The following is a 25848-nucleotide window of genomic DNA, read 5'->3' as shown; positions in this document are numbered from 1 at the left end:
CTACCTGGCAGATGACTGCCCACAGCCTAGCAGGCTGCTCGATCCTGGCGAACCCGGACTAGGCCACCAGCAGGCGTTCCAGCGCCGCGCGCAGGGCCGGCGGAATCGGTACTGGGCGATTGCTCGCACGGTCGACGAACACATGGACGAAGCGTCCGGCGGCGCAGGCCTGCTGCTCGCCGGCCTTGAACACCGCCAGCTCGTACTGCACCGAGCTGTTGCCCAGCTTGCCGACGCGCAGGCCGACCTCGATGGCGTCGGGGAAGGCGATGGAGGCGAAGTAGTCGCAGCTGGAGCTGACGACGAAGCCGACCACCTCGCCGGCATGGATGTCCAGGCCGCCCTCGGCGATCAGGTAGGCATTCACCGCGCTGTCGAAGTAGCTGTAATAGGTCACGTTGTTGACGTGGCCGTAGAGGTCGTTGTCGTGCCAGCGCGTGGTGATCGGCTGAAAATGGCGGTAGTCGCCACGCAGGTGTTGGGGTTGGCTCATCGATAATCCTTGGGGTGGCTTCGGTGCGCGCGGCGCACCTTACGGCAAGCTCGTCTCAATAGGCCGCCTGATAGATGGCCAGCGCCTGCTGCTCGTTCATTTCGCGCGGATTGTTCACCAGCAGGCGCTGCTGCAGCATGGCGTCCGCCGCCAGCGTCGGCAACATGGCCTCGCTCACCCCGGCATCGCGCAGCCGCGTCGGCAGGCCGCTGCGCTGGCTGAAACCGGCCAGGGCCTCGATCAACTGCTCGGTCTGCGCCGCCGCACTGCCCGCCCGCAACTGCTCGCCCAACACCAACGGCGCCAGCTCGGCGTACAGCGGCGCGGCCATTGGCGCATTGAAGGCCAGCACCTGCGGCAGCACCAGGGCGTTGGACAGCCCGTGGGGAATATGGAAATGCCCGCCCAAGGGATAGGCCAGCGCATGCACCGCCGCCACCGGCGCGTTGGCGAAGGCCTGCCCGGCCAGGCAGGCGCCGAGCAGCATGGCCTGGCGCGCGTCGCGGTTGCCGCCGTTGTGCACCACCTCATCGAGGTTGGCTGCCAGCAGACGCAGCGCTTCGCGCGCCAGCAGGTCGGAAAGCGGGTTCTTCTTCAGCGCGCTGGTATAGGCCTCGATGGCATGCACCATGGCGTCGATGCCGGTGGCCGCGGTGACCGCCGCTGGCAGGCCGAGGGTCAGGTCGGCGTCGAGCAGGGCCAGATCCGGCAGCAGCAGCTGCGAAACCACACCCATCTTGGTGGTCTCGCCGGTGGTGACGATGGCGATCGGCGTCACCTCCGAGCCGGTGCCGGCGGTGGTCGGCACCTGGATCAGCGGCAGGCGCCGCCCGCGGGCATTGCCCACGCCATAGATCTCGCCCAGCGCCTGGGCGCAGTCGGGATGCGCCAGCAAGGCCACCAGCTTGGCCACGTCCATCGAGCTGCCGCCGCCGAAACCGACCACCAGCTCCGCCTGCAGCTCGCGGGCCTGGGTCACGGCGGCCAGCACCACGGCCTCGGGCGGATCGGCCAGCACCTGGTCGAACACCTGCACGCCCATGCCGGCGCGGGCGAAGCCCGGCAGCAGGGGTTCCAGCAGGCCCAGGCGGGTGATGCCGGGATCGGTGATGATCAGCACGCGCTGTGCGCCGCGCTCGCGGCACAGTTCGGCCAGACGCAGGCTGGCGCCGGATTCGCAGAGGATCTGCGCGGTGGTGGCGAAGCTGAAGGGATGCATGGGGTGCTCCTCTTGTTGTAGCCCGGATGCAATCCGGGGTTGATCGTGCAATCGGTGGCAGATGGTGCGCACAGCGCACCCTACGTACGAGGCGCACCCTGAAGACGCAGGGTGCGCCGCGCGCACCAATAACCCGCGCTAGAACGCGAAACTGTCCTCATCCATAGCCATCAGGCACTGCGCGCCGCCCAGCAGGGCTTCGCGGTGCGCACTGGCGCGCGGCAGCACGCGGCGCAGGTAGAACTCGGCACTGTGCAGCTTGGCCTGGTAGAACGCCGCCTCGCCGCTCTCTGCCTCGAGCGCATCCTGCGCCCGCGCCGCGGCCTGCAGCCAGAAACCGGCGAGCAGCACATAGGCCGAGTACTGGAGGAAATCCACCGAAGTGGCGCCAATCTCCTGCGGGTCGCGCTGGCAGGCGGCGAGCACTTGCGTGCTCAGCTCACGCCATTCGCCCAGACGGGCCTGCACGCCGGTCGCCATTTCCTTCAGCACCGGGCGCGTGCTCTGGGCATCGCACAGCTGGCTGAACTCGGCCTGCAGCGCGCTCAATTCGGCGCCGCCGTCGCCCAGCAGCTTGCGGCGGATATAGTCCAGCGCCTGGATGCCGTTGGTGCCTTCGTACAGCTGGGTGATGCGGCTGTCGCGCATCAGTTGCTCCATGCCCCATTCGCGGATGAAGCCGTGGCCGCCATAGACCTGCACGCCATGGCTGGCCACTTCCTGGCCCATGTCGGTGAAGAACGCCTTGACGATGGGGATCAGCAGCGCCGCGCGCTTGCCGGCCGCCTTGCGCGCCTCGGCCGACTCGGCACCGTGCTCGAGATCCAGCTGGCGTGCGGTGTAGGCGGCGAGCATGCGGCTACCCTCGACCAGGGTCTTCTGCGTCAGCAGCATGCGCCGCACATCCGGGTGCACGATGATCGGATCGGCCGCCTTGTCCGGCGCCTGCACACCCGCCAGGCCACGCGACTGCAGGCGTTCACGGGCGTAGCGCAGCGCACCCTGGAAGGCTGCCTCGCCAATGCCGAGGCCCTGCAGGCCGACCTGAAAGCGCGCGTCGTTCATCATGGTGAACATGCAGGCCAGCCCCTGGTTGGCCTCGCCCACCAGCCAACCGGTGGCGCCGTCAAAGTTCATCACGCAGGTGGAGGCACCCTTGATGCCCATCTTGTGCTCGATCGCGCCACACGACAGCGTGTTGCGTTCGCCCGGTGTGCCGTCGGCGGCAGCGATAAATTTCGGCACCAGCAGCAGCGAAATACCCTTCACGCCAGCCGGTGCATCGGGCAGACGCGCCAGCACCAGATGGACGATGTTTTCCGACAGATCCTGCTCGCCGCCGCTGATAAAGATCTTGCTGCCGCTGACCTTGTAGCTGCCATCGGCCTGCGGCTCGGCGCGGGTGCGCAGCAGGGCCAGGTCGGTGCCGGCCTGCGGCTCGGTCAGGCACATGGTGCCGGTCCACCGGCCGCTGACCAGCTTTTCCAGATAGGCCTGCTTGAGCGTTTCGCTGCCGTGCTTGTGCAGCGCCAGCACGGCGCCCTCGGTCAGCCCGGAGTAGACGCGAAACGACAGCGACGCGCCCATCAGCATTTCGTGGAAGGCGAAGGCCACCAGCTGCGGGAAGCCCTGGCCGCCGTACTCCACCGGCCCGGTCATGCTCGCCCAGCCGTTGTCCACGTACTGCCGGTAGGCCTCGGCAAAGCCCTTGGGCGTGCTGACCTGGCCATTCTCCAGGCGGCAGCCCTCCTCGTCGCTGTTGCGATTGAGCGGCGCGACCTCGCCCGCGGCGAAGGCCGCCGCCTCTTCCAGTACGCCGTCGATCAGCTCGCGATCCAGGCCGTTGCCCAGGCGCTCGCAGTGGCCGGCGGCGTCGAACAGTTCGTGCAGCACGAAGCGCATATCGCGCAATGGCGCCTGATAGCTCATACCCGGCCCTCCTGTACGTCGCTGAAATGCTTGTTCTCCGCGGCCAGGCGCTCGATCAGCGCCGCCGGCTGCCAGTGCGCGCCGAAACGCTCGGTCAGTTGCAGCAGACGCCGATGAATCGCCGCGACACCCTCGCCGTCGGCCCAGCTCATCGGCCCGCCGCGCTCGGCGGGAAAGCCGTAGCCGTTCAGATACACCAGATCGATGTCGCGGCTGTTGGCGGCGATGTTCTCCTCGAGAATCTTCGCCCCCTCGTTGACCAGCGCCAGCAGGCAGCGCTCGAGAATTTCCTCGGTGCCGATATCGCGGCGGGTGAAGCCCAGGCGTTCGGCCTCGGCCTGTACCAGCGCGTCCACTTGCGGATCGTGCTCGGCCTGGCGGCTGCCGGGTGCGTAGCGGTAATAGCCCTGGCCGCTCTTCTGGCCGAAGCGACCCAGCTCGCACAGGCGGTTATCCACCTGCACCGCCGGGTCGTCCTGGCCCCGGCCGGCCAGCTCGCGGGCGCGCCATTCCAGGTCGATGCCGACCACGTCGTACATGCGAAACGGCCCCATGGCGAAGCCGAAGCCCTGCAGCGCCGCATCCACCTGCTGCGGCCAGGCGCCCTCGAGCAGCAGCATGCGCGCCTCACGCACGTAGGTATGCAGCATGCGGTTGCCGATAAAGCCGTGGCAGTTGCCGGCCACCACCGCCACCTTGCCCATGCGCTTGCCCAGCTCCTGCGCGGCCTGCAGCACGGCAGGCGCGGTTCTGGCGCCGCGGACGATCTCCAGCAGCTTCATGATGTGCGCCGGGCTGAAGAAGTGCAGGCCCAGCACCGCCTCCGGCCGCGAGGTGACGGCAGCGATGGCGTCGATATCCAGCGCCGAGGTATTGCTGGCGAGGATGGCGCCGGGCTTCATCAGCCCGTCCAGCTCGCGGAAGATGCGTTGCTTGAGCTCGAGATTCTCGTACACCGCCTCGATCACCAGATCGGCATCGGCCAGCGCCGCGTAGCCGTCCACCGCCTCGACACGCGCCCGCCGCGCTGCGGCCTCGGCCGCGTCGATGCGGCCCTTGGCGACGTTGTGCGCCCAGGTGTCCGCGGCCATCGCCAGGCCCTGCTCGACCATCTGCGGGTTGTTGTCCAGCCACAGCACACGCAGGCCGGCATTGGCCAGGCTGATGACGATGCCGCGGCCCATGGTGCCGGCGCCGATCACGGCGGCACAGCGAAGCGGCGAGACGACTTGAGTCATTGTTGTTCCTCTCGGGTACGCAGGAAAAAGCTTGGGTCACCATAAGCAAGCCGCTACTATTTTTGAAATTTAGTCTTGTGATACGACGTATTCAGTAGATGAATTTCACCAACTTCGATCTCAACCTGCTGCGCGTGCTCGACGCCCTGCTGCGCGAGCAGAACGTCTCGCGCGCCGCCGAACGCCTGGCGCTGAGCCAGCCGGCGGTGAGCAATGCCCTGGGGCGTCTGCGCGAACTGCTCGGCGACCCGCTGCTGGTGCGCGTCGGCCGGCGCATGCAGCCGACGCCGCGGGCGCTGGCGCTGGAGGCGCCGATCCGCAGCGCGCTGCGTCAGCTGGAGCAGAGCCTGAGCGCCGGCGAGACCTTCGAGCCGGGCGAGAGCCGCCAGCGCTTTCGCATCGCCGTCACCGATTACGTCGAACTGGTGTGCATGCCGCGCCTGCTCGACCGCCTCAGCCAGAAGGCGCCGGGCATCGGCATCGACATCCGCCACCTCAGCCCCAGCCTGCCGATGGAGGCGTTGGACAAGGGCGAGCTGGACCTGGTGCTGGGCCGTTTCGACGAGATGCCGGCGCGTTTCGCCCGTCGCCACTGGATGAGCGAGACGCTCAAGCTGGCGGTGCGCCGCGAGCATCCGCAGCTGCGCCAGGGCAGCCTGGATCTGGAGACCTTCCTGCGCCTGCGCCACCTCTGGGTGCACGGCGGGCAGACCCGCGGCATGGTCGATCAGTGGCTGGGCGAACAGGGCCTGTCGCGGCAGATCCTCTACACCACGCCGAACTACCTGCAGGCGGCGCACATCGTCGCCGGCAGCGAGCTGGCGGCGGTGCTGCCCACCGCCCTGGCCCGGCATTTCGCCACCTTGCTGCCGCTTGAGCTGTTCGACCTGCCCTTCGCCTTGGGCCCCTTCCACCTGGAGATCGTCAGCCTGGCGCAACGTCAGCGCGACGCCGCGCTGCAGTGGCTGATCGAGGAAATCGTCGCAGTGGCGTAGGACGGGAGCCCCTCAATGACGTTTCACCCGCCCGACCTTTGCGCCTGGCGATCGGCGCGCCCGCCCAGGTACCAGCCGAGCACGCTCCATAGCGCGGCGCACAGCGCACCGACCAGCGCCACCAGCCAGGCACCGTGGCCGAGCAGGTCCAGCCCGGCCTTGGCCCAGCCGCTCAGGGCATCGCCGCCGCGATAGACCACTGTGTCGATAAAGTTCTTCGCCTTGTATTTGCTCTCGGCGTCCAGCGGGGCGAAGAGCATCTCGCGCCCCGGCCGGACGAAGGCGTACTCGCCGATGCGCCGCACTATCATCAGCGCCGCCAGCACGGCGAAGGTCGGCGCCAGCGCCAGGCCGAGAAAACCCAGGCACACCAGCGCCGGCACGGCGGACAGCAGCACGCGCACGCCGAGCCGCTGCGCCACCCGCCCGGTGACGAACAGCTGCGCGGTCAGCGCGCCGGCCTGCACGAGGAAATCGATCACGCCGAACACCCGCACCTGGGCGGCGCGATCCGGGAACAATTCGGCCACCAGACGCGCCTGCTCGAAGTAGAGGAAGGTGCTGACCGAGGTCAGCAGCAGGACGAAGGCGGCGATGCCCAGCAGATAGCGCGAGCCCAGCACCCGGGTCAGACCGCTGAAGGGATTGCCCGGCACCGGCCGCCGCGGGCTTTCGCTGGGCGTCGCGCCGGGGCGGCCAGCGCCGGCGCGTGCGCGCCAGGCCATCAGGTAGCGCTTGAGCGCCATGGCCGCGCCGAGCAGCAGCGCGGCCAGCAACATCAGCCCGGCCTCGCCCAGCGCGCCGATCAGCAGCGCGCTCAGCAAAGGGCCGCACAGCCCGCCGACACTGGCCCCGGCGGCGATGAAGGCGAACAGCCGGCGCGCCTGGGCGCCGTCGAACACGTCGGCCATCAGGCTCCAGGCCACCGAGATGACGAACAGGTTGTAGACCGAGATCCACACATAGAACACCCGCGCCAGCCAGACGCTGTCGTGATCGAGGCGAAACAGCTGGACGAAAACCAGCAGGTTGAGGCCGAAGAAGCCGTACACCCAGTCGATGAAATGGATGCGCGGCACCCTGGAGTTGAGCCAGGCCAGCAGCGGCACCGCCAGCAGCATGGCGACGAAGGTGGCGCTGAACAGCCACTGCAGGTTCTCTACCCCGCCGGCGATGCCCATGGCCTCGCGAATCGGCCGCAACATGAAGTAGCCGGCGAACAGGCAGAAGAACAGGGCGAAGCCGGCCAGCACCGCGACCAGCTCCTGCGTCTCGGCATTGATCGCCCGCGCCAGGCGCCGCTCGAGCGCCGTCATCTCAGGCGAACAGCTCGGCGATGCGCTTACGCTGCGCCGCGTCGGGCAGGCGGCCCTGGCCGGCCAGCAGGTTGTCGGCCATGTAGCGCGGGTTGGAGGTGGCCGGAATCACCGCGGTCACCGCCGGGTGGGCGAGGATGAACTTGAGCATCAGCTGCGCCCAGGAGCTGGCGTCCAGCTCCACCGCGGCCCAGTCCGGCAGCGCCTGGCCGCGCACCCGGTCGAACAGGGCGGCGCGCTGGAAGGGGCGGTTGATCAGGGTGGCGATGCCCTTGTCGGCGCAGTAGGGCAGCAGCTCGCGCTCGGCGTTGCGCTCGCCGATGGAGTAGTTGAACTGGACGAAATCCACCGGTTCGCGACGCAGCACCTCGAGCAGGCGCTCGTGGGCCGAGTCGAGATAGTGGGTGATGCCGATATAGCGCACCCGCCCCTGCTGCTTCAGCTCGCGCAGCAGGCCGAGCTGGGTGGCGGTGTCCTGCAGGTTGTGCACCTGCACCAGGTCGAGGGTGTCGGTCTTGAGCGCGGCGAAGCTGGCCGCCAGCTGGCGCTCGCCGGCAGATCGCCCGGTGGAGGACACCTTGGTGGCGAGAAACAGCTTGCGCCGCAGGCCGTCCTCGGCCGCCAGCGCGCCGCACACCGCCTCGGCGCGGCCGTAGCTGGGCGCGGTGTCGATCAGGCTGGCGCCGCCGTTGACCAGGGTCCGCAGCACCTCGCGCAGCGGCGCCAGCGCCGCCTCGCTCAGGGCCACGTCGTGGGTGCGCGAAGTGCCCAGGCCGATCACCGGCAGCAGCTCGCCGCTGCTGGGAATCTGGCGCTGCAACAGGCTGCCGGCGGCGAATGCGCCGGCGGGCAGCCAGGGCGTCAACGCGGTCAGCGCGGCGAGGCTGGCGCTGTGCTGAAGAAAGCGGCGGCGACTGGGCATGGCGTGGCTCCTCTGTGACGGGACGAACGCAGTCCGTTCGTTATAGGCACAGACGCCGCGCAGACCAAGGCGTTGCCGGGCGCGGGAGGGCAGGTGCAGGGAAACGCGAAAGGGCTACAGGCCCCTGTTCAGGGAGGCGCAGAGGCGAACGGGCGGGCAGCGGATGCAATATCCGGTAACCAAAAGCCCCGCCGCGCCAAGGGGGGAAGGCGGCGCAGCGGTTGGGAAAAATGCGCGGGACGGCTCAGGCGGCCCGGCTGGTGGACTCGCTGATCAGCATGCCGTGGGATACCAGGTAGCAGCGGTGACCGTTCTGCAGGGTCAGCGGGCTGCGGCTGGCAATGACCCAGCCCTTGTTCAGCAGTTGCTCGATATGGGCGCGCAGGGCGGGCAGGTGACGCTGTTCCTTCATGGCCGGGTCCTTCTCAGGCGGGTTTGGCGCAAGGCAAAGTGCTATGACGCCGCTAGGTTCATCCGTGACACAGTCGGCAAAAGTGTAGTGGCGCAGTGCCAGGCCGTTAAGCCGCTAAACGGCGTCAGTCGCTGTAGGAAAATCGCCATGGACGGCGCCGTTCAGGAGGGCGCCAACGCCTCGTCCTGCGCGGCGCTCGGCTGGGAAAACTGCAGGTAGCCGTCCTCCAGCTTGCCGTAGCGCAGCAGCGCCAGGTCGAGGGCGTAGTTCTGGTGCAGCCTCCACGGCGCGCGGTCGCCCTGCGCCGGCAGCAGGTGGGCGGCGCGCTCGATATAGCCGGACTTGAGGTCGAGAAAGGGCGCCGGGCGTACGTCGCCCGTGCTATCGCGCGGGGTCGCCTGGCGCATGCCGATGGCATCCAGGTGGCGGATCAGGCGGCAGAAGTATTCGCTGGACAGGTCCGCCTTGAGCGTCCAGCTGGCGTTGGTGTAGCCCAGTATCACCGCCAGGTTGGGCAGGTCGCGCAGCATGATGCCGCGATAGCCCATGCTGCGCGGCGCCTCGAAGGGCGCGCCGTCGACGCTCACCGCGATGCCGCCGAACAGCTGCAGCTGCAGGCCGGTGGCGCTGACGATGACGTCGGCGGGCAGCTCCTCGCCGCTCTTCAGCCGCACGCCGCCGGCGGTGAAGCGCTCGATCTCGGCGGTGACCACCGCCGCCCTGCCCTGACGCAGCACGCGGAACAGGTCGCCGTCCGGCACCGCGCAGACGCGCTGGTCCCAGGGTTTGTACGACGGGCTGAAGTGGCGCATGTCGAAACCGGCGCCGAGCTGGCGCCGCGCCAACCCCAGCAACAGCCGGCGGACCAGGTTGGGGCAGGCCTTGGCCAGCTTGTAGAACAGCAGCTGCAGGCTCACGTTGCGCCCGCGCGCCAGACGGTACACCCAGGTTTCCGGCAGCACCCGGCGCAGGGCGTTGGACAGGCCATCGCGCTGCGGCAGGTTGATCACGTAGCTGGGCGAGCGCTGCAACATGGTCACCTGCGCGGCGCGCTCGGCCAGCGCCGGCACCAGGGTCACCGCGGTGGCGCCGCTGCCGATCACCAGCACGCGCTTGCCGGCGTAATCGAAGTCCTGCGGCCATAGCTGCGGGTGGATGAAGCTGCCCTGGAAATCCTCGCGCCCGGCGAAATCCGGGGTGTAGCCGGCCTCGTAACGGTAGTAGCCAGTGCACATCATCAGGAACTGGCAGCTCATACGCAGCGGTTCGGCCTCGTCGCCGCGCTGCACCAGCAGTTGCCAGGTGGCGCTGGCGCTGCACCAGTCGGCCTCGAGCACGCGGTGGCGGTAGCGGATCAGCCGGTCGACGCCGTGCTCGCGCGCGGTGTCCTCGATATAGCGGCGGATCGCCGGACCGTCGGCGATGGCCTGCGGGTCGCTCCAGGGCTTGAAGTTGTAGCCCAGGGTGTACATGTCCGAGTCGGAACGGATGCCCGGGTAGCGAAACAGGTCCCAGGTGCCGCCCAGCGCCTCGCGTCCTTCGAGGACGGCAACGCGCTTGCCCGGGCACAGGCGCTTGAGGTGACAGGCGGCGCCGACCCCGGACAGGCCGGCGCCGACGATCAGGACATCCAGGTGTTCGATGGACATGGGGACTCGCCCTGCACTAAGGGTGACAGAGCTTTACCTTAGCCCATCGCGCTGTCAGCCGATCTTTGGTGTTGCCGGCTCAGGCGAAGACGAAATACTTGCGCACCGTCTCCACCACCTCCCAGGTGCCGCACATGCCCGGCTCGACGATGAAGATGTCGCCGGCGCGCAGGTGGATCGGCTCCTGACCGTCCGGGGTGATGATGCAGTAGCCCTCCTGGAAGTGGCAGTACTCCCACTTGTCGTAGGCCACCCGCCACTTGCCCGGGGTGCAGATCCAGGTGCCCATGATCTTCTTGCCGTCTTCCGAGGTGTAGGCGTTGAGGTTGACGGTGTGCGGCTCGCCGTCCAGACGCTGCCACTTGCAGGCGTCGAGCACGGGAACGGGCTGGGTGTCGCGCAATACGGTGATAGGTTGCATAAGGGCTCCTCGAGCGGGGTGACAGAACCCGCCCAGGCTAGGGCCGCGGCGCCTGGCGCAGTTGTCTGAACTCGACCTGCAACTGCCTGTAAGCGCGCTCGCCGCGCGCCACTGGCCGGGCGAGCCCGGGCAAGGCTAAGCTGTGGGCCATGACCCGGCCCTACCTGACCCCGTCCCAGAGCAGCCCCACGGATGCCGCCACCGGCCTGCGCATCGGCGGCGACTGGACGCTGGCCCACTACAGCCACCTCGAACCCCAGGTGCTGGCGCTGCGCGAGCGCCTGGCGGCCGAGACGCCCGTCGACCTGGGCGAGCTGGCGGCGCTGGACACCGCCGGCGCCGCGCTGCTGCTGGAGCTGCTCGGCAGCGCGCGTCTGCGCCAGCTGGCGCAGCAGGCCGAACTCAGCGCGCAGCGCCGCGCCCTGCTGCTGGCAGTGGCCGATGCCATGGCCGGCAGCCGCCAGACGCAACCGCCGCCTGCGCCCTCGGTGCTGCGCGAGGTGCTCGGGCATATCGGCGAGGTGGTCGAGGGCCTGTGGCACCAGGGCCGGGCGCTGCTCGGCTTTATGGGCCTGACCCTGGCCAGCATGCTCGCCATCGCCCTGCGCCCGACGCGCTGGCGCCTGACCTCGCTGGCCGCGCACCTGGAGCAGTGCGGCCTCAACGCGGTGCCCATAGTCGCCCTGCTGACCTTCCTGGTCGGCGCCGTGGTGGCCTTTCTCGGCGCCACCATCCTCGCCGACTTCGGCGCCAGCATCTACACGGTCAACCTGGTGGCCTACTCCTTCCTCCGCGAGTTCGGCGTGCTGCTTACCGCCATCCTCATGGCCGGGCGCACCGCCAGCGCCTTCACCGCGCAGATCGGCTCGATGAAGGCTAACGAGGAGATCGACGCCATCCGCACCCTGGGCCTGAGCCCGGTGGAGCTGCTGGTGCTGCCGCGGGTGTTCGCCATGCTCATCGCCCTGCCGATCCTGACCTTTATCGCCATGCTCAGCGGCATGCTCGGCGGCGCCCTGGTCTGCGCCCTGAGCCTGGACATCTCGCCGACCATGTACCTGTCGATCCTGCACGACAGCGACCTGCTGCGGCACTTTCTGGTCGGCCTGCTGAAGGCGCCGATCTTCGCCTTTCTGATCGCCCTGATCGGTTGCCTGGAAGGCTTCAAGGTCAGCGGCAGCGCGCAGTCGGTGGGCGAGCACACCACCTCGGCGGTGGTGCAGTCGATCTTCGTGGTGATCCTGCTCGACGCCCTGGCGGCGCTGTTTCTGATGGAGATGGGCTGGTGAGCCGCGAGACCGTCATCGAAGTGCGCGAGCTGTGCAACCGGTTCGGCAGCCAGGTGGTGCACCAGCACCTGGATTTCGATCTCTATCGCGGCGAGATCCTCGGCGTGGTCGGCGGCTCGGGCACCGGCAAGTCGGTGCTGCTGCGCAGCATCGTCGGCCTGCGCCAGCCCGATGCCGGCACCGTGCGGGTGTTCGGCGAAGAGCTGCTGAGCCTGCCGGCCGAGCGCCGCTCGCAGCTGGAACGGCGCTTCGGCGTGCTCTACCAGCGCGGCGCGCTGTTCTCCTCCTTGACCGTCGGCGAGAACATCGCCCTGCCGCTGATCGAGCACGCCGGCCTGTCGCGCGCCGCCGCCGAGCGCCTGGCGCGGGTCAAGATCGCCCTCGCCGGCCTGCCGCAGGACGCCGCCGACAAATACCCCAGTTCGCTGTCCGGCGGCATGGTCAAGCGCGCCGCCCTGGCCCGCGCCCTGGCGCTGGACCCGGACATCCTGTTTCTCGACGAGCCCACCGCCGGCCTCGATCCCATCGGCGCGGCGGCCTTCGACCAGCTGATCCGCACCCTCTGCGACAGCCTGGGCCTGAGCGTGTTTCTGGTCACCCACGATCTGGATACGCTGTACAGCATCTGCGATCGGGTCGCCGTGCTGGCGCAGAAGAAGGTGCTGGTGGCCGACCGCCTGGAGGTGGTGGCCGCCACCGACGACGCCTGGATTCAGCAATATTTTCACGGCCCGCGTGGACGCGCGGCCGCACAGGCCGCCACCGCGGCAGGGAGTGGATGAATGGAACCCAGAGCCCATCACGTGCTGATCGGCCTGTTCACCGTGCTCACGCTGGGCGCCGCGCTGCTGTTCGCCCTGTGGCTGAACAAGGCCGGCGCCGAGCGCGCCTTCACCGATTACGAGGTGATCTTCAACGAGGCGGTCAGCGGCCTGTCGCAGGGTAGCGCGGTGCAGTACAGCGGGATCAAGGTCGGCGACGTGATCAGCCTCGGCCTCGACCCGGACGACCCGCGCACCGTGCGCGCACGCATCCGCATCGTCGGCCACACGCCGATCAAGCAGGACACCCGCGCGCGCCTGTCGATCACCGGCATCACCGGCCTGGCGGTGATCCAGCTGCACGGCGGCAGCCCGGAAAGCCCGCCGCTGCGAGGCGAGGACGGCCAACCGGGCATCATCATCGCCGACCGCTCGCCGCTGTCCCGGCTGATGGCCAACGGCGAGGACCTGGTGGTCAACATCACCCGCCTGCTCAACCGCGCCAACCGCATGCTCTCGCGCGAGAACGCCGAGCGCGTGGCGCGCACCCTGGACAACCTGGAACAGGCCAGCGCCGGCCTCGCCGGCCAGCGCGACGAACTCAGCGCCGCCCTGCAGCAGGCCGGTGCCGCCACCCGCGAGGCGGCCGAACTGATGCGCACCGCCAACCGCCTGCTCGACGGCCAGGGCAGCCAGGCTCTGGACAACGCCGAGCGCCTGATGGCCTCGCTGGAGCGCAGCAGCCGCAGCATCGAGCAGTTGCTGGAAAGCAATCGCAGCGCGCTGGACAGCGGCCTGCAGGGCCTCGGCGAACTGGGCCCGGCGATCGGCGAGCTGCGCGACACCCTCGGCGCCCTGCGCAGCTTCTCCCAGCGCCTGGAACGGGACCCCACCGGCTACCTGCTGCGCAACGACAGCATCAAGGAGTTCCAACCATGAAGCTTCTGCCCCTGCTGCTGGCCGCCGGCCTGCTCGGCGCCTGCTCGATCCTGCCGCAGAGTGAGCCGCTGGACGTCTACCTGCTGCCGGCGGCGCAACTGCCGGCCCAGACTCAACGGGTCGACTGGGCGCTGCGGATCAATAGTCCCAGCAGCAATCAGCTGCTCGACGGCACGCGCATCGTCGTGCTGCCCGAGCCGGAGCGGGTCAACACCTACCAGGGCGTGCGCTGGAGCGAACGCACCCCACAGCTGCTGCAGGCGCGCCTGCTCGACGCCTTCCACGACGACGGCCGCATCCGCGCGCTGAGCAGCGACGCGCAGCGCCTGCAGGCCGACCTGGAACTGGTCAGCGAGCTGCGCGCCTTCCACAGCCAGTACCAGGGCGAGCGGCCCGAGGCGCTGATCCAGCTCGACGTGCGCCTGGTCGATGCGCGCGACCAGCGCATCCTCGCCAGCCGCCGCTTCAGCGCGACCCAGCCGGCCAGCGATAGCTCGGTACCGGCGGTGGTCGCCGCCTTCGGCCAGGCCGGCGATCGCCTGGCCCAGGAGCTGGTGGACTGGACGGTGGCCGAAGGGCAACGCCGCCGCTAAGCGCGATCCCATGGGGTGGCGCGGGACCGCTCAGGTCGTACGCAGCAGCCGGTATCGCTGCGCGCGGCGCACCCTACGAACGGGCCGCCAGCCAATCGCGCACTTCGCCGTAGGGGTAGTCCTCCAGCGCGGCGAAGCCGGCCAGCTGACGTGCCTTGAGCTTGGTGAACAGCGGCGTGGTCACGCCGCAGAGAAAGCGCGTCAGGCATTCGCGGCTCGGCATCTGTCCGGCGTGCTGCAGGTGCGTTTCGCTAAAGGCCGCACACAGCGCCTGCGCATCGCGCCCGCTTAGCGGCGGCCGGTCTGGCGGCGCCGGCAAGGTGGCGACACGCCCCTGGCACACCGAACAATGCCCGCAGCTCTCGGGCGCCTGGGCGTCGCCGAAGTACAGCGCCAGGCGCCGGCTCAGGCAGTCGCGACTCTCGAACAGGGCGAGCATGGCCTGGATACGGGCGATCTCGCTGGCCTCGTGGGCGCGGAAATGGCCGTGCAGCTGCTCGGCCAGGGCGACGGGGTCGAATTCGGCGTCCAGCAGGGCATAGACCTCGGTCATCTGCTTGCTTTCCAGCTCGACCCAGCCCTTCTCCTGGAAGTAGTCCAGCGCCTTGATCACCCGCGCGCGCTCGGCGCCGTGGTCGCGATACAGCGCATCGAAATCCAGGGTGAACCAGGTGCGCGCCCGGCGCGAGCTGGAGAGAATCGCCTCGACGAACCGGCGTCGTTCGCCCTCGAACTGCGCCAGCAGCGCCGCTTCGTCCAGCAGCAGCTTGAAGCGGTATTCGGCGAAGTAGGCGTAGCGCGGCGCGATGATGCCGCGCAATTCCAGCTGCACCAGAAGGGTCTTCAGCGGCAGCGCGCGGATATTGCTCTGTTCGGCCAGCTGGCCCAGCATCAGCTCCCACTGCCCGCCCATGCCGACCGCGTGCAGCTCGTCGAGCACGGCGCGAATGCCGCTGAGCTCCGGTGTGTCGCCATAGACGAAGTTCTCCAGCACGCTGAGGCTGTCGCGGTTGGCCAGCACCAGGCAATCCGAGGCCTGGCCGTCGCGGCCGGCGCGGCCGATCTCCTGGCTGTAGTTCTCGATGGATTTCGGCAGGTCGAAATGCACCACGTTGCGGATATCGCGCTTGTCGATGCCCATGCCGAAGGCGATGGTGGCGACTATGCACTGCAGTTCGCCGGCCATGAAGCGGCGCTGGATCGACTCGCGTACCTCGTGCGCCATGCCGGCGTGGTAGGCGCTGACCGCCAGACCGTCGCGCGCCAGGCGCTCGGCGACCTGCTCGGCGGTCTTCTGCTGAGTGACGTAGACGATGCTGGCCTGCTCTCGCCGCGGCGTCAGCCAGTCCTGCAGACGGCGCAGCTTGGCGCTGCCTGCCACCGGCTCGACCAGCAGGTTGAGGTTGGGCCGGTAGAAGCCGGTGGTGACCACGTCGGCGTCGGCGATGGCGAATTTCTCGCGCATGTCGGCGATCACCTTGGGCGTCGCCGTGGCGGTGAGCAGCAGCACCTGGGCGATGCCGAACTGCCGCTGGTAGTCGGGCAGCTTGAGGTAGTCGGGGCGGAAGTTGTGGCCCCATTCGGAGATGCAGTGGGCCTCGTCGACCACCAGCAGGGAGATCGGCACCTGGGCGATGAAATGGCGGAAGCGCTCGTTCTTCAGGCGCTCCACCGAGATCATCAGAATCTTCAGCTCGCCGGCCTTGGCCCTGGCCATGACCGCACTGGCCTCTTCGCGGCTTTGCGCCGAGTCGATGCTGGCCGCCGCGATACCGCGGGCGTGGAGGAAGGCCAGTTGATCCTGCATCAGCGCCAGCAGCGGCGAGATCACCAGGGTCAGGTGCGGCAGGTGCAGGGCCGGCAATTGGTAGCACAGCGACTTGCCCGAGCCGGTGGGAAAGATCGCCGCCGCCGAGCGACCGGCGAGCACGGCGCTGACCACCTGCTCCTGGCCGGGGCGCAGCTGATCGAAACCGAAGACGCGCTTGAGGGTGGACATAAGCCGTCACTCCATTGACCGCCGAATGGCCCATGACCATAACGCGGTTCGGTAGGGTGCGCCATGCGCATCGGCAGAGTCCCGTGAAGAACCGGTGCGCGCGGCGCACCCTACCCGGAAATGACAAAGCCGCCCGAAGGCGGCCTTGTCGTAGCGCGCGGCGCGAGCTTAGAGCTGCGGGCCGGCGTTCTTGATGGCGTCGCTGACGTCGAACTTCTGGAAGTTGTCGATGAACAGCTTGGCCAGGGCCTTGGCGGCTTCGTCGTAGGCGTTCTGGTCTGCCCAGGTGTTGCGCGGGTTGAGCAGGTTGGTCTCGACGCCCGGTACCGACTTCGGCACGTTGAGGTTGATGATCGGCAGTTGCTCGGTCTCGGTGCCGATCAGCGCACCGCTCTGGATAGCGGCGATCACACCACGGGTGGTGGGGATGCTGAAACGCTTGCCGACGCCATAGCCGCCGCCGGTCCAGCCGGTGTTGACCAGGTAGACCTTGGAGCCGAAGGCCTTGATCCGCTTGATCAGCAGCTCGGCGTAAACGCCGGCCGGGCGCGGGAAGAACGGCGCGCCGAAGCAGGTGGAGAAGGTCGACTTGATGCCGGCGCCGCTGCCCATCTCGGTGGAACCGACCAGCGCGGTGTAGCCGGAGAGGAAGTGGTAGGCGGCCTGTTCCTCGTTGAGGATCGACACCGGCGGCAGTACGCCGGTCAGGTCGCAGGTGAGGAAGATCACCGCGTTCGGCTCGCCGCCGAGGTTCCGCTCGCTGCGCTTCTCGACGTGGGTCAGCGGGTAGGCGGCGCGGCTGTTCTGGGTCAGGCTGTCGTCGGCGTAATCCGGGATACGGTTCTCGTCGAGCACCACGTTTTCCAGCACGGCGCCGAACTGGATGGCCTTCCAGATCACCGGCTCGTTCTTCTCCGACAGGTCGATGCACTTGGCGTAGCAGCCGCCCTCGATGTTGAACACCACGCCCTCGCCCCAGCCGTGCTCGTCGTCGCCGATCAGGTAGCGCGACTCGTCGGCCGACAGGGTGGTCTTGCCGGTGCCGGACAGGCCGAAGAACAGGGTGACGTCGCCTTCCTCACCGATGTTGGCGGCGCAGTGCATCGGCAGCACGTCGGCTTCCGGCAGCAGGAAGTTCTGCACGCTGAACATGGCCTTCTTCATCTCGCCGGCGTAGCGCATGCCGGCGATCAGTACCTTCTTGGCGGCGAAGTTGATGATCACGCAGCCGTCGGAGTTGGTGCCGTCGCGCTCAGGCACGCACTCGAAGTTGGCGACGTTAAGGATCTGCCACTCGGTCTTGCCCGCCGGGTTGTAGGTTTCCGGCTCGATGAACAGGCAGCGGCCGAACAGGTTCTGCCAGGCGGTGGCGGTGGTCATCTTGACCGCCAGGTAGTGCGCTTCGGCGGAGCCGACGTGCACGTGGGAAACGAAATGATCCTGGGCGTTGTTGAACGCCTCGACGCGGTCCCACAGGGCATCGAACTTGTCGGCCGGGAACGGACGGTTGATCGCGCCCCAGGCGATCTGCGCCTCGCTGCTCGGCTCCTGAACGATGAAGCGGTCAGCCGGCGAGCGACCGGTACGGTGGCCGGTGCGGACCACCAGCGAGCCGTTGGCGGCCAGTTCGCCTTCGCCACGGCGGATGGCTTCTTCGACCAGTTGCGCGGCGCTGATGTCGGTGTACACGGCGGTGTTGGCTTGCGTCATGAGGGTCCCCGTCGGCCGCTGGCCGAGTCTTCCGAACGTTGCGTAGTACAGGGGCAACTGCACTACAGCGGTAAAAAAGTCGCGGGAGTATGCCAGAAAAGCGAACTGCTTGGCAGCCTCCGATCCGATAGAGAGCGGCTATCGCCCAGAAAAGTTCATCAATGACGGGTCTGCGACGGCGCCTCACTGCCGCCGCCGGCGAACAGCTGGGCGATGTCGGCGGCGTCGAAGGCGTAACGCTCGTTGCAGAACTGGCAGTCGATCACCACCTTGCCGCCCTGCTCGCCGAGCAGCAGCTCGGCATCGCTCTGACCGAGGCTGACCAGGGCGCTGGCCGAGCGCTCGCGCGAGCAGCTGCAGCGGAACTGCAGCGCCTGCTCGTCGAACAGGCGCACGGTCTCCTGGTGGTAGAGACGGTGCAGCAGGGTCGGGTTGTCCAGGCCGAGCAGCTCCTCGGCGGACAGGGTGTCGGCCAGGGTCAGCAGGTGGTTCCAGCTTTCCTGACGCGCCTCCGGCTCGGTCTGCTGATGCGGCGGCAGCTGCTGCAGCAGCAGGCCACGAGCGCGCTGGCCGTCGGCCTTGAGCCAGAAGCGGGTGGGCAGCTGCTCGGAACTGGCGAAGTAGTTGGACAGGCACTCGGCCAGGTCGACGCCGTCGAGGGCGACGATGCCCTGGTAGCGCTGGCCCTTGGCCGGGTCGATGGTGATCGCCAGCACGCCGTCGGGCATCAGGGCGTGCAGGTCGGCGTCGGCCGTGACTCGCTCGCCGTCGTAACGGGCGATGCCGCGCAGTTCGCGGGCGCTGGAGCATTCCACCATCAGCAGCGACACGGGCCCCTCGGAGCGCGCCTGCAGCACCAGCAGGCCGTCGAACTTGAGGGTGCCGACCAGCAGGGCGGCGGCGGCCATCAGTTCGCCGAGCAGTTGCGCCACCGGCTGCGGGTAGGCGTGCTTGGCCAGCACATGGGCGTAGCTCTCGCGCAGGGCAACCATCTCGCCGCGCACGTCGGTGTCGTCGAAGAGAAAGCGTTGGCTGAAATCGGTCATAGCGGGCTGGCCTGCCTGGGTCTGCAAAAAAGGCTGGCGATTTTATGCACAAATGCCCGGACAACCAAGGCCCGGGTGTCGCGTGAGGGCGATCACGGAATCGCTGCCGCTCGCTGAACCCCGGCTGAACCGATCGGCCGCCGGCCTTGTGCCGGGAAAACCAGGTCCTAAGATGCGCGCGCCCAGGTAGGGCCGTCATAAATCTGCAAAGGGACTTCCGATGTCGACCGCCGTGTTCAACCGCCGCTGGCGCCCGCGCGCCCTGCTGATCTGCCACCTCGCCGCCGCCCTGCTGCTCGTCAGCTGGCTGTGGCAGCCGAGCCGCCAACTCTGGGACGGCTTCGACCTGTGGCTGTTCCGCCTGCTCAACGACCCGGTGCACGCGGCCGGGCTGTGGGCCAAGGTCTGGGCCATCGGCAGCATGCGCCCGGTGGATCTGGGCGTGGGTCTGGTGCTGCTGGCGGTGATGCTCAAGGCCGATCTGGTGTTCGCCGGCGCCCGGGTGCGCCGCGCGCTGTTCGCCTTTCTCGTCGCGCTGGTCACCCTGCTGCTGTTGCGCGTGGGCTTCGCCGAGCTGGTCAAGGCCATGGACTGGCAGCGCCCCAGCGCCTCGCTGGTGGTCGAGGGCAGCGCGCGCCTGAGCGAGCTGTTCCCCGCCTGGGAAGAGCGCTGGGACATGAAGGACAGCGCCAGCCGCAGCTTCCCCGGCGACCATGCCTCGGTGCTGCTGATCTGGGCCCTGTTCATGAGCTTCTTCGCGCGCAACTGGCGCCTGCTGCTGGTCTGGGCGATTGCCGTGATCGGCATGCTGCCGCGCCTGGTGGCCGGCGCCCACTGGGGGGCGGACGCCCTGGTCGGCGGCCTGCTGCTGGCCCTGCTGGCGCTGGCCTGGAGCTGCTACACGCCGCTGGCCTGGCGCACCAGCGAGCGGCTGGAACGGGTCACCCTGCCCATCACCTCGCGACTGGCCCGGTTGCCGCTGCTGGGCCGGCTGAGCATCGTTAGCGGGCGCTGAACCGGAACCGCAAGACAACGGAGACGGTGGCAGCGAGCTCTGTTCGCGAAGCTTTTACCGTCGTTCGCGAGCAGAGCTCGCTCCTGCAGGCTTGCGCCTAATCTTCGTCCGCCCAGGGATGACGCAGGCCGCCGTCCTGCTGTTCGTTGAAGTGCTGGATCTGCCGGCGCTGTTTCTTGCTCGGCCGGCCGTCGGTCTGCACGCCGAGGGCGCCGGCCTTGCGCAGCGCCGCGGCCTGTTCGCGGCGGGCGATGCTCGCCTCGGTCTCGCGATACAGCAGCTGCGCCTCCGGCGCGCCGCGGCGCACCGCCGACAGCGCCAGCACCACCACGGTGCGTTCGTCGAAGCCGGTGCGCAGCACGTATTCGTCGCCCACCCTGGGCTCCTTGCCCGGCTTGCAGCGCTCGCCGCGGTGGTGCACCTTGCCGCCCTCGATGGCCGCCTTGGCCAGCGCGCGGGTCTTGTAGAAGCGTGCTGCCCACAACCATTTGTCCAGGCGCACCTTGTCGTCGTCTTTGTCGCTCATCTCACCTCTGCTGGGTTTGCCAGCCGGCAGAAACTGCCTGATGCAGTTGTCACACGGCGCTACTAGAATGCGCGAAATCATAGGCCTGTCAGCCGCAGAGGGATACCGCCCGCTTGAAGACCTTCGACCAGCTCAGCGTGATCGGCCTGCGCGAGTGGATCAACCTGCCCGAGCTCGGCATCATCGGCCTGCGCGCCAAGATCGACACCGGCGCCAGCACCTCGAGCCTGCACGCCAGCGATATCCAGCCGTTCCAGCGCGATGGCGAGGACTGGGTGCGCTTCACCGCCTACCTCGGCACCCAGGTGCAGCGCCGCCACCGCTGCGAGGCGCAGATGGTCTCGGTCAAGCGCATCAAGAGTTCCAACGGCCTGGCGCAAAGCCGCTACGTGATCCGCACCCACCTGGCCCTGGGCGATCGCCTGTGGCCGGTGGAGTTCACCCTGGCCTGCCGCAAGACCATGCGCTACCGCGTGTTGCTCGGCTCCAAGGCGCTGATCGCCGGGCAACTGGTGGTCAACCCGGCGCTCAGCTACGTGCAAGACAAACCCACCCTGCCCTCCTCCGTTCCAGGTGCCCAATGAAGATCGCCGTGCTGTCGCGCAACCCGCGCCTGTATTCCACCCGCCGTCTGGTGGAGGCCGGGCAGCAGCGCGGCCACGAGATGCAGGTGATCGACACCCTGCGCGCCTATATGAACATCGCCAGCCACAAGCCGCAGATCCACTACCGCGGCCAGGCGCTGGAAGGCTTCGACGCGGTGATCCCGCGCATCGGCGCCTCGGTGACCTTCTATGGCTGCGCGGTGCTGCGCCAGTTCGAGATGATGGGCGTCTACCCGCTCAACGAATCGGTCGCCATCAGCCGCTCGCGCGACAAGCTGCGCGCCCTGCAGCTGCTGTCGCGCAAGGGCATCGGCCTGCCGGTGACCGGCTTCGCCCACTCCCCCGACGACATCCCCGACCTGATCCAGATGGTCGGCGGTGCGCCGCTGGTGATCAAGGTGCTGGAAGGCACCCAGGGCAAGGGCGTGGTGCTGGCCGAGACGCACAAGGCGGCCGAGTCGGTGCTCGAAGCCTTCTTCGGCCTCAAGCAGGACATCATGGTCCAGGAGTACATCCAGGAGGCCGGCGGCGCCGATATCCGCTGCTTCGTGGTCGGCGACAAGGTGATCGCCGCGATGAAGCGCCAGGCCAAGGCCGGCGAGTTCCGCTCCAACCTGCACCGCGGCGGCACCGCCAGCCTGATCAAGATCACCCCCGAGGAGCGCATGACCGCGGTGCGCGCCGCCCGGGTGATGGGGCTGAACGTCGCCGGGGTGGACATCCTGCGCTCCAATCACGGCCCGCTGGTGATGGAGGTGAACTCCTCGCCGGGCCTGGAAGGCATCGAGACCACCACCGGCAAGGACGTCGCCGGGATCATCGTCGAACACCTGGAAAAGTACGCCGAACCCGGGCAGACCCGCACCAAGGGGCGTGGCTGAGCCGCGCTACGCCGGGTCGGTCGCAAACGCCCCTTATCCCCACACGGCCTGGGCGGTCCCGCGCCACCCTAGCGGTGATGCGCCTCCAGCCAGGCGAGAAACTCCGCTTCCGCCAGCGGCCGGCTGAGCAGGTAGCCCTGGCCCAGCGAGCAGCCGTGCTCGCGCAGCAGCTCCAGCTGGGCGGCGCGTTCGATGCCTTCGGCCACGCACTCCAGGTCGAGGTTGCGGGCGATCACCAGGATGGTCTGCACCAGCAGGCGGCCGCTCTCCTCGCCGTCGAGGTCGGCGACGAAGCTGCGGTCGATCTTCAATCGGTCCAGCGGCAGGCGCTTGAGGTAGGTCAGCGACGAGTAGCCGGTGCCGAAATCGTCGATGGCGAAGCGCACGCCGAGGGCCTTGAGCCGCTGCATGGTGGCGATGCACTGGTCGACGTCCTCCAGCAGCACCCCTTCGGTGATCTCCAGCTCCAGCGAGGCCGGCGCCACGCCATGGCGCTGCAGGCAGGCCTGGATACGCGCCACGCAATCGGCCTGGCGCAGCTCGCGCGGGCTGAGGTTGACCGCCAGCACCAGCTGCGGCCACTGCCGATGCCAGCGCGTGAGCGCCGCGCAGGCCTGCTCCAGCACCCAGTGGCCGACGTCCTGGATCAGCCCGGTTTCCTCGGCCAGGGGGATGAACTGATCCGGGGCGATCTCGCCGCGCTCCGGGTGACGCCAGCGCAGCAGCACCTCGGCGCCGGCCACCTTGCCGGTGGCCAACGCCAGCTGCGGCTGGAACACCAGGTGCAGCTGCTCGCGGGCGATGGCCTGGCGCAGCTCGCTCTGCAGCTGCAGGCGCTGGTCGATGGCCGCCTGCATTTCCGGAGCGAAGAAGTGCAGGGCGTTGCGCCCGGCGTGCTTGGCCCGGTACATCGCGGTGTCGGCCTGCTTGAGCACGTCGGCGGCGTTCTGCCGCTCCAGCGGGTGCAGGGCGATGCCGATGCTGGCGCTGATCGAAAGCTCGTGGCCGTCGATGGTGCAGCTGCCGAGCAGGCCGCGCAGCAGCTTGTCGCCCACCGCCGCGGCGTGTTCGGCGACCACCCGCGGGTCGTCGCCGAGCGCCTCCAGCAGCACCACGAACTCGTCGCCGCCGAGCCGCGCCAGGGTGTCCTCGGCGCGCAGCTCGCGCGCCAGGCGGCTGGTCACCTCGCGCAGCAGGCCATCGCCGATCAGGTGGCCGAGGCTGTCGTTGACCGTCTTGAAGTGATCCAGGTCGATGAACAGCAACGCACCCAGGCGGCCCTCGCGCGCCTCGCGGTCCATGGCGTGCTGCAGGCGGTCGAGCAGCAGGCGGCGATTGGGCAGCCCGGTCAGTTCGTCGCTGTAGGCCAGGCGCTCGATCTCGCGCTGGTAGCGCTGGCGCTCGGAGATATCGGTGACGCTGCCACGGATCAGCAGCTGCTCGCCGGGCATGCGCACCAGGCGCACCTCGCAGGGCAGCTGGCGGCCGGCGCTGTCGCGGTGCAGCCATTCGAACACCGGTGCCTCGCCGGCGATGGCGCGCTTGAGATGCACCTTGCCGATCTCCGCCGAGAGCTGGCCGTCGGCCTGACGCAGCGGGCTGATCTCCAGCACCGTCTTGCCCAGCAGTTCCTCACGGCGGTAGCGGAACAGGCGCAGGGCGTTCTCGTTGAAGTCGACCATGCCGCCCTTGGGGGTGAACAGCATGATCGCCTCGGGCGCGTGCTCGACCAGGGTGCGATAGCGCGCCTCGGCCTCGCGACGGGCGCTGACGTCCTCCACCAGCAGCAGGAACATGCCCGGGCGGCCCAGGCCGTTGCGTACCGCGCGCAGGCTGAGGCGGGTGTGCACCTGCTGGCCGTCGGCGCGCAGGAAGCGCTTGTCCAGCTCGAAGCCGTCGCTGCTGCCGCCCAGCACCGCATCCAGTTGCTGCTGCTCGGCGGCCAGGTCGTCCGGGTGCGACAGCTCGTCCCAGGTGCAGCGCAGCAGCTCCTCGCGCGAACGGCCGAGGATGGCGCACAGCTTGTGGTTGACCTCCTCCCAGCCGAAGGTCGGCGTGGTCAGGGCCATGCCGATCAGCGGCGCCTCGAAGAACAGGCGCAGGCGTTCGTCGCGCTCGCGCAGCTGCTGCTCGGCGCGCTTGCGCTCGCTGATGTCCTGGATCGCGCCGTAGACCCGCACCAGCGTCGTGCCGTCGCGCTCGGCCACCCCGCGCAGGCGCACCCAGCCGTTGCGCGCCGCCAGGCGCGCCTCCAGGTCGAAGTGATTGCGCCCGGCCAGCGCCTCGGCCAGGTTGTCGCGGATCAGCGCCTGGCTGGCGCCGTCGTAGTAGTCCAGCGCCTGCTCCAGCAGCGGTGCGCCGAGCGCCAGGTCGCGGCCGACGATGCGGTAGCAGCCCTCGCTCCAGAACATGCTCAGGTCGGCCAGCTCCAGCACCCAGCCGCCGATGTCGGCGATGCTCTCGGTCTGGCTGAACAGGTGGCTCTGGCGCAGCATGGCCAAGCGCTGCTGCTCGACCTTGGCGGCCAGCTCCTCGCGCTCGGTGACGTCGTGCTGCAGGCCGACGAAGTGGCTGATGCCCTGCTCGTCGCGCATCGGCGCCAGCACCACCTCGTTCCAGAACGGGCTGCCGTCCTTGCGGTAGTTGCGCAGCACCGCATGGCCGCTGCGCCCCTCGCGCAGCGCCGCGCGCAGCTGTTTCAGGTCGCGCTGGTGGCGGTCATCGCCGGCGAGGAAGCGGCAGTTGCGCCCCAGCACCTCCTCGACGGCGTAGCCGGTGATGCGGCTGAACGCCGGGTTGCAGTAGATCAGCGGCAGGTCGGGCTGGCGCGCGTCGGCGATGGTCACCCCCAACGGGCTGGCCTCCATGGCCAGGTTGGCGCGCGCCAGTTGCTGCTGCATCTGCGCGCTACGCGCCAGTGCCTGGCGCAGGTCGCCGAGGGCGCGGCCGACCAGCAGCGCGGCGCTCATCAGCAACAGCACGGTGAGTTGCAGCTGGCTGCGTTGCAGATCCGGAGCACCGAGGCCGAGGCCATCGCGCAGCAGCGGCAGCAGCAGGGTCGCGGCGAAGGCCAGGACCACGCCGTACAACGCCCCGGCGAAGGCGTGCCGCAGGGCCAGCACCAGCATGCAGATGCCCAGCAGTGGCAGGCCGAGCAGCGTCGGCAGGCTGCCGAGCAGCGCCGCCAAGAGCAGCAGGGCGCCGCCGGCGAACAGCCAGCCCAGCGGCGAGCGGCTGAGGCTCAGCGCCGGCGCGGCGTCCGTCACGTCCTTATGCAACCAGCCACGCACGCGCAGCAGCGGGCTGGCGTAGGCCAGCAGCAGCGGCGCCAGCGCCAGCAGGCCGATGCCGTCGCTCAGCCACACCCCCAGCACGGCCAGCGCCCACTGCTCGCCGCCCTGCAGGCCGGTGAGCCACAGGTTGCCCTGCAGACCGAAGGCCACCAGGGTGGTCGGCAGCAGCACGCCGAAGGCGAGAAAGCGCAGCAGATCGGCCAGGCGGCCGAGCGCGGGGTCGAACGGCTGGCGCCGCAACAGCCACCAGCCCAGCGCCACCGCGGCGGTTTCCGGCACGGCATAGAGCGGCGCCCACTGCCAGGGCAGGCCCCACAAGGGCGTGCTGAGCAGGGCGTTGAGGTACAGCGCCGGCAGCACCCGCGGCCCCCACCACAGGCACAGCACCAGGCCGAGCAGCAGCGGCAGGTAGCACAGCGCCACCCCGTCATCCAGGCGGGTGGTCAGGGATAACCAGGTTCCCAGGTGGAAAAGCGGCAGCGGCAGCCACCAAGTCCATTTGGGCAGGCGGTCGGATACGGCAGCGGGCATGCGGGCCTCGAGTCGGTACGCTGGCACAGCATAGCCCAGCGCCAGAGCCTTTGGCTGCAGATTGCC

Annotated in this window: 22 protein-coding genes; 8 read left to right on the top strand and 14 right to left on the bottom strand. The window is 68.9% G+C overall.

Annotated elements, in window-relative coordinates; all coding sequences use genetic code 11:
* Window positions 1–58 precede the first annotated feature (58 nt).
* The 4 genes from ACIGFL_RS00310 to ACIGFL_RS00295 all read right to left on the bottom strand — a co-directional run bounded on the left by ACIGFL_RS00310 (window position 59) and on the right by ACIGFL_RS00295 (window position 4879).
* Entirely contained in the window at window positions 59–493 is a 435-nt protein-coding gene (locus ACIGFL_RS00310; protein WP_397495739.1) for an acyl-CoA thioesterase, read from the bottom strand.
* 55 nt (window positions 494–548) lie between these two features.
* Complete coding sequence (locus ACIGFL_RS00305) at window positions 549–1712, bottom strand: iron-containing alcohol dehydrogenase (protein ID WP_397495738.1); 1164 nt, start codon at window positions 1710–1712, stop codon at window positions 549–551.
* 138 nt (window positions 1713–1850) lie between these two features.
* Window positions 1851–3641: an acyl-CoA dehydrogenase C-terminal domain-containing protein gene (locus tag ACIGFL_RS00300; RefSeq protein ID WP_397495737.1), complete on the bottom strand. Its 1791-nt coding sequence runs from the start codon at window positions 3639–3641 to the stop codon at window positions 1851–1853.
* Window positions 3638–4879, bottom strand: a complete 1242-nt coding sequence (locus tag ACIGFL_RS00295; RefSeq protein WP_397495736.1) for a 3-hydroxyacyl-CoA dehydrogenase NAD-binding domain-containing protein — start codon at window positions 4877–4879, stop codon at window positions 3638–3640. The genes ACIGFL_RS00300 and ACIGFL_RS00295 overlap by 4 nt, the downstream gene beginning before the upstream one ends.
* Before the next feature lie 98 nt (window positions 4880–4977).
* Between ACIGFL_RS00295 and ACIGFL_RS00290 the strand changes: the two genes are divergently transcribed.
* Window positions 4978–5874 carry a LysR family transcriptional regulator gene (locus tag ACIGFL_RS00290; RefSeq protein ID WP_397495735.1) on the top strand — a complete coding sequence of 299 codons (897 nt, stop codon included), beginning with the start codon at window positions 4978–4980 and terminating at the stop codon, window positions 5872–5874.
* Window positions 5875–5897: 23 nt separating this feature from the next.
* Here the strand turns inward: ACIGFL_RS00290 and ACIGFL_RS00285 are convergent, their stop codons facing one another.
* From ACIGFL_RS00285 to ACIGFL_RS00265, 5 genes are all read right to left on the bottom strand, one after another.
* Window positions 5898–7190 carry an NTP/NDP exchange transporter gene (locus ACIGFL_RS00285; RefSeq protein ID WP_397495734.1) on the bottom strand — a complete coding sequence of 431 codons (1293 nt, stop codon included), beginning with the start codon at window positions 7188–7190 and terminating at the stop codon, window positions 5898–5900.
* 1 nt (window position 7191) lies between these two features.
* A complete protein-coding gene (locus tag ACIGFL_RS00280) occupies window positions 7192–8112 on the bottom strand; it encodes an aldo/keto reductase (RefSeq protein WP_397495733.1) in 921 nt (306 codons plus the stop codon).
* 244 nt (window positions 8113–8356) lie between these two features.
* A complete protein-coding gene (locus ACIGFL_RS00275) occupies window positions 8357–8524 on the bottom strand; it encodes a hypothetical protein (RefSeq protein WP_397495732.1) in 168 nt (55 codons plus the stop codon).
* A 161-nt stretch (window positions 8525–8685) separates the two neighbouring features.
* Entirely contained in the window at window positions 8686–10173 is a 1488-nt protein-coding gene (locus tag ACIGFL_RS00270; protein ID WP_397495731.1) for a flavin-containing monooxygenase, read from the bottom strand.
* Between the two features lie 79 nt (window positions 10174–10252).
* A complete protein-coding gene (locus ACIGFL_RS00265; RefSeq protein ID WP_021444215.1) occupies window positions 10253–10594 on the bottom strand; it encodes a cupin domain-containing protein in 342 nt (113 codons plus the stop codon).
* 149 nt (window positions 10595–10743) lie between these two features.
* On the opposite strand from ACIGFL_RS00265, the gene ACIGFL_RS00260 reads away from it, so the two are divergent.
* Genes ACIGFL_RS00260 through ACIGFL_RS00245 form a run of 4 tightly spaced genes read left to right on the top strand, consistent with a single transcriptional unit; the run spans window position 10744 to window position 14176 of the window.
* Window positions 10744–11883: an MlaE family ABC transporter permease gene (locus tag ACIGFL_RS00260; protein WP_397495730.1), complete on the top strand. Its 1140-nt coding sequence runs from the start codon at window positions 10744–10746 to the stop codon at window positions 11881–11883.
* Window positions 11880–12665: an ABC transporter ATP-binding protein gene (locus ACIGFL_RS00255; RefSeq protein WP_122109317.1), complete on the top strand. Its 786-nt coding sequence runs from the start codon at window positions 11880–11882 to the stop codon at window positions 12663–12665. The genes ACIGFL_RS00260 and ACIGFL_RS00255 overlap by 4 nt, the downstream gene beginning before the upstream one ends.
* Window positions 12666–13583 carry an MlaD family protein gene (locus ACIGFL_RS00250; RefSeq protein ID WP_397495729.1) on the top strand — a complete coding sequence of 306 codons (918 nt, stop codon included), beginning with the start codon at window positions 12666–12668 and terminating at the stop codon, window positions 13581–13583.
* Entirely contained in the window at window positions 13580–14176 is a 597-nt protein-coding gene (locus tag ACIGFL_RS00245; protein WP_397495728.1) for an ABC-type transport auxiliary lipoprotein family protein, read from the top strand. The genes ACIGFL_RS00250 and ACIGFL_RS00245 overlap by 4 nt, the downstream gene beginning before the upstream one ends.
* Window positions 14177–14249: 73 nt before the next feature.
* Here the strand turns inward: ACIGFL_RS00245 and ACIGFL_RS00240 are convergent, their stop codons facing one another.
* The 3 genes from ACIGFL_RS00240 to hslO form a co-directional block, all read right to left on the bottom strand.
* Window positions 14250–16175: an ATP-dependent DNA helicase RecQ gene (locus tag ACIGFL_RS00240; RefSeq protein ID WP_397495727.1), complete on the bottom strand. Its 1926-nt coding sequence runs from the start codon at window positions 16173–16175 to the stop codon at window positions 14250–14252.
* Window positions 16176–16343: 168 nt separating this feature from the next.
* Window positions 16344–17885, bottom strand: a complete 1542-nt coding sequence (locus ACIGFL_RS00235) for a phosphoenolpyruvate carboxykinase (RefSeq protein ID WP_021443470.1) — start codon at window positions 17883–17885, stop codon at window positions 16344–16346.
* A gap of 158 nt (window positions 17886–18043) precedes the next feature.
* Window positions 18044–18931 (bottom strand): Hsp33 family molecular chaperone HslO, encoded by an 888-nt coding sequence (gene hslO / locus ACIGFL_RS00230; protein WP_397495726.1) that lies wholly within the window; start codon window positions 18929–18931, stop codon window positions 18044–18046.
* 220 nt (window positions 18932–19151) lie between these two features.
* Here hslO and ACIGFL_RS00225 point away from each other — a divergent pair, with 220 nt between their 5' ends.
* Window positions 19152–19946, top strand: a complete 795-nt coding sequence (locus ACIGFL_RS00225) for a phosphatase PAP2 family protein (RefSeq protein WP_397495725.1) — start codon at window positions 19152–19154, stop codon at window positions 19944–19946.
* A 97-nt stretch (window positions 19947–20043) separates the two neighbouring features.
* Here the strand turns inward: ACIGFL_RS00225 and ACIGFL_RS00220 are convergent, their stop codons facing one another.
* Window positions 20044–20472, bottom strand: a complete 429-nt coding sequence (locus ACIGFL_RS00220; protein WP_397495724.1) for an RNA-binding S4 domain-containing protein — start codon at window positions 20470–20472, stop codon at window positions 20044–20046.
* Between the two features lie 146 nt (window positions 20473–20618).
* On the opposite strand from ACIGFL_RS00220, the gene ACIGFL_RS00215 reads away from it, so the two are divergent.
* Window positions 20619–21056 carry an ATP-dependent zinc protease gene (locus ACIGFL_RS00215; protein WP_177342893.1) on the top strand — a complete coding sequence of 146 codons (438 nt, stop codon included), beginning with the start codon at window positions 20619–20621 and terminating at the stop codon, window positions 21054–21056.
* The gene (rimK, locus tag ACIGFL_RS00210) at window positions 21053–21958 is read left to right on the top strand and encodes a 30S ribosomal protein S6--L-glutamate ligase (RefSeq protein ID WP_397486817.1); all 906 of its coding nucleotides are present in this window, start codon (window positions 21053–21055) and stop codon (window positions 21956–21958) included. The genes ACIGFL_RS00215 and rimK overlap by 4 nt, the downstream gene beginning before the upstream one ends.
* 68 nt (window positions 21959–22026) lie before the next feature.
* Here rimK and ACIGFL_RS00205 read toward each other — a convergent pair whose 3' ends face one another.
* Window positions 22027–25782: an EAL domain-containing protein gene (locus ACIGFL_RS00205; RefSeq protein ID WP_397495723.1), complete on the bottom strand. Its 3756-nt coding sequence runs from the start codon at window positions 25780–25782 to the stop codon at window positions 22027–22029.
* Between the last annotated feature and the right edge of the window lie 66 nt (window positions 25783–25848).

Origin of the sequence: Pseudomonas sp. NPDC077649 (assembly GCF_044542855.1) — a bacterium.
In the GTDB taxonomy this organism is placed as follows: Bacteria; Pseudomonadota; Gammaproteobacteria; order Pseudomonadales; family Pseudomonadaceae; genus Aquipseudomonas.
Note: the sequence above shows the minus strand (reverse complement) of the source record. Positions and strands in the feature narration are given on the sequence as shown.

Excerpts from the sequence above, each read along its gene's own strand:
- ACIGFL_RS00310 (WP_397495739.1), bottom strand. The coding sequence starts at position 493 with ATGAGCCAACCCCAACACCTGCGTGGCGACTACCGCCATTTTCAGCCG.
- ACIGFL_RS00305 (WP_397495738.1), bottom strand. The coding sequence starts at position 1,712 with ATGCATCCCTTCAGCTTCGCCACCACCGCGCAGATCCTCTGCGAATCC.
- ACIGFL_RS00300 (WP_397495737.1), bottom strand. The coding sequence starts at position 3,641 with ATGAGCTATCAGGCGCCATTGCGCGATATGCGCTTCGTGCTGCACGAA.
- ACIGFL_RS00295 (WP_397495736.1), bottom strand. The coding sequence starts at position 4,879 with ATGACTCAAGTCGTCTCGCCGCTTCGCTGTGCCGCCGTGATCGGCGCC.
- ACIGFL_RS00290 (WP_397495735.1), top strand. The coding sequence starts at position 4,978 with ATGAATTTCACCAACTTCGATCTCAACCTGCTGCGCGTGCTCGACGCC.
- ACIGFL_RS00285 (WP_397495734.1), bottom strand. The coding sequence starts at position 7,190 with ATGACGGCGCTCGAGCGGCGCCTGGCGCGGGCGATCAATGCCGAGACG.
- ACIGFL_RS00280 (WP_397495733.1), bottom strand. The coding sequence starts at position 8,112 with ATGCCCAGTCGCCGCCGCTTTCTTCAGCACAGCGCCAGCCTCGCCGCG.
- ACIGFL_RS00275 (WP_397495732.1), bottom strand. The coding sequence starts at position 8,524 with ATGAAGGAACAGCGTCACCTGCCCGCCCTGCGCGCCCATATCGAGCAA.
- ACIGFL_RS00270 (WP_397495731.1), bottom strand. The coding sequence starts at position 10,173 with ATGTCCATCGAACACCTGGATGTCCTGATCGTCGGCGCCGGCCTGTCC.
- ACIGFL_RS00265 (WP_021444215.1), bottom strand. The coding sequence starts at position 10,594 with ATGCAACCTATCACCGTATTGCGCGACACCCAGCCCGTTCCCGTGCTC.
- ACIGFL_RS00260 (WP_397495730.1), top strand. The coding sequence starts at position 10,744 with ATGACCCGGCCCTACCTGACCCCGTCCCAGAGCAGCCCCACGGATGCC.
- ACIGFL_RS00250 (WP_397495729.1), top strand. The coding sequence starts at position 12,666 with ATGGAACCCAGAGCCCATCACGTGCTGATCGGCCTGTTCACCGTGCTC.
- ACIGFL_RS00245 (WP_397495728.1), top strand. The coding sequence starts at position 13,580 with ATGAAGCTTCTGCCCCTGCTGCTGGCCGCCGGCCTGCTCGGCGCCTGC.
- ACIGFL_RS00240 (WP_397495727.1), bottom strand. The coding sequence starts at position 16,175 with ATGTCCACCCTCAAGCGCGTCTTCGGTTTCGATCAGCTGCGCCCCGGC.
- ACIGFL_RS00235 (WP_021443470.1), bottom strand. The coding sequence starts at position 17,885 with ATGACGCAAGCCAACACCGCCGTGTACACCGACATCAGCGCCGCGCAA.
- hslO (WP_397495726.1), bottom strand. The coding sequence starts at position 18,931 with ATGACCGATTTCAGCCAACGCTTTCTCTTCGACGACACCGACGTGCGC.
- ACIGFL_RS00225 (WP_397495725.1), top strand. The coding sequence starts at position 19,152 with ATGTCGACCGCCGTGTTCAACCGCCGCTGGCGCCCGCGCGCCCTGCTG.
- ACIGFL_RS00220 (WP_397495724.1), bottom strand. The coding sequence starts at position 20,472 with ATGAGCGACAAAGACGACGACAAGGTGCGCCTGGACAAATGGTTGTGG.
- rimK (WP_397486817.1), top strand. The coding sequence starts at position 21,053 with ATGAAGATCGCCGTGCTGTCGCGCAACCCGCGCCTGTATTCCACCCGC.
- ACIGFL_RS00205 (WP_397495723.1), bottom strand. The coding sequence starts at position 25,782 with ATGCCCGCTGCCGTATCCGACCGCCTGCCCAAATGGACTTGGTGGCTG.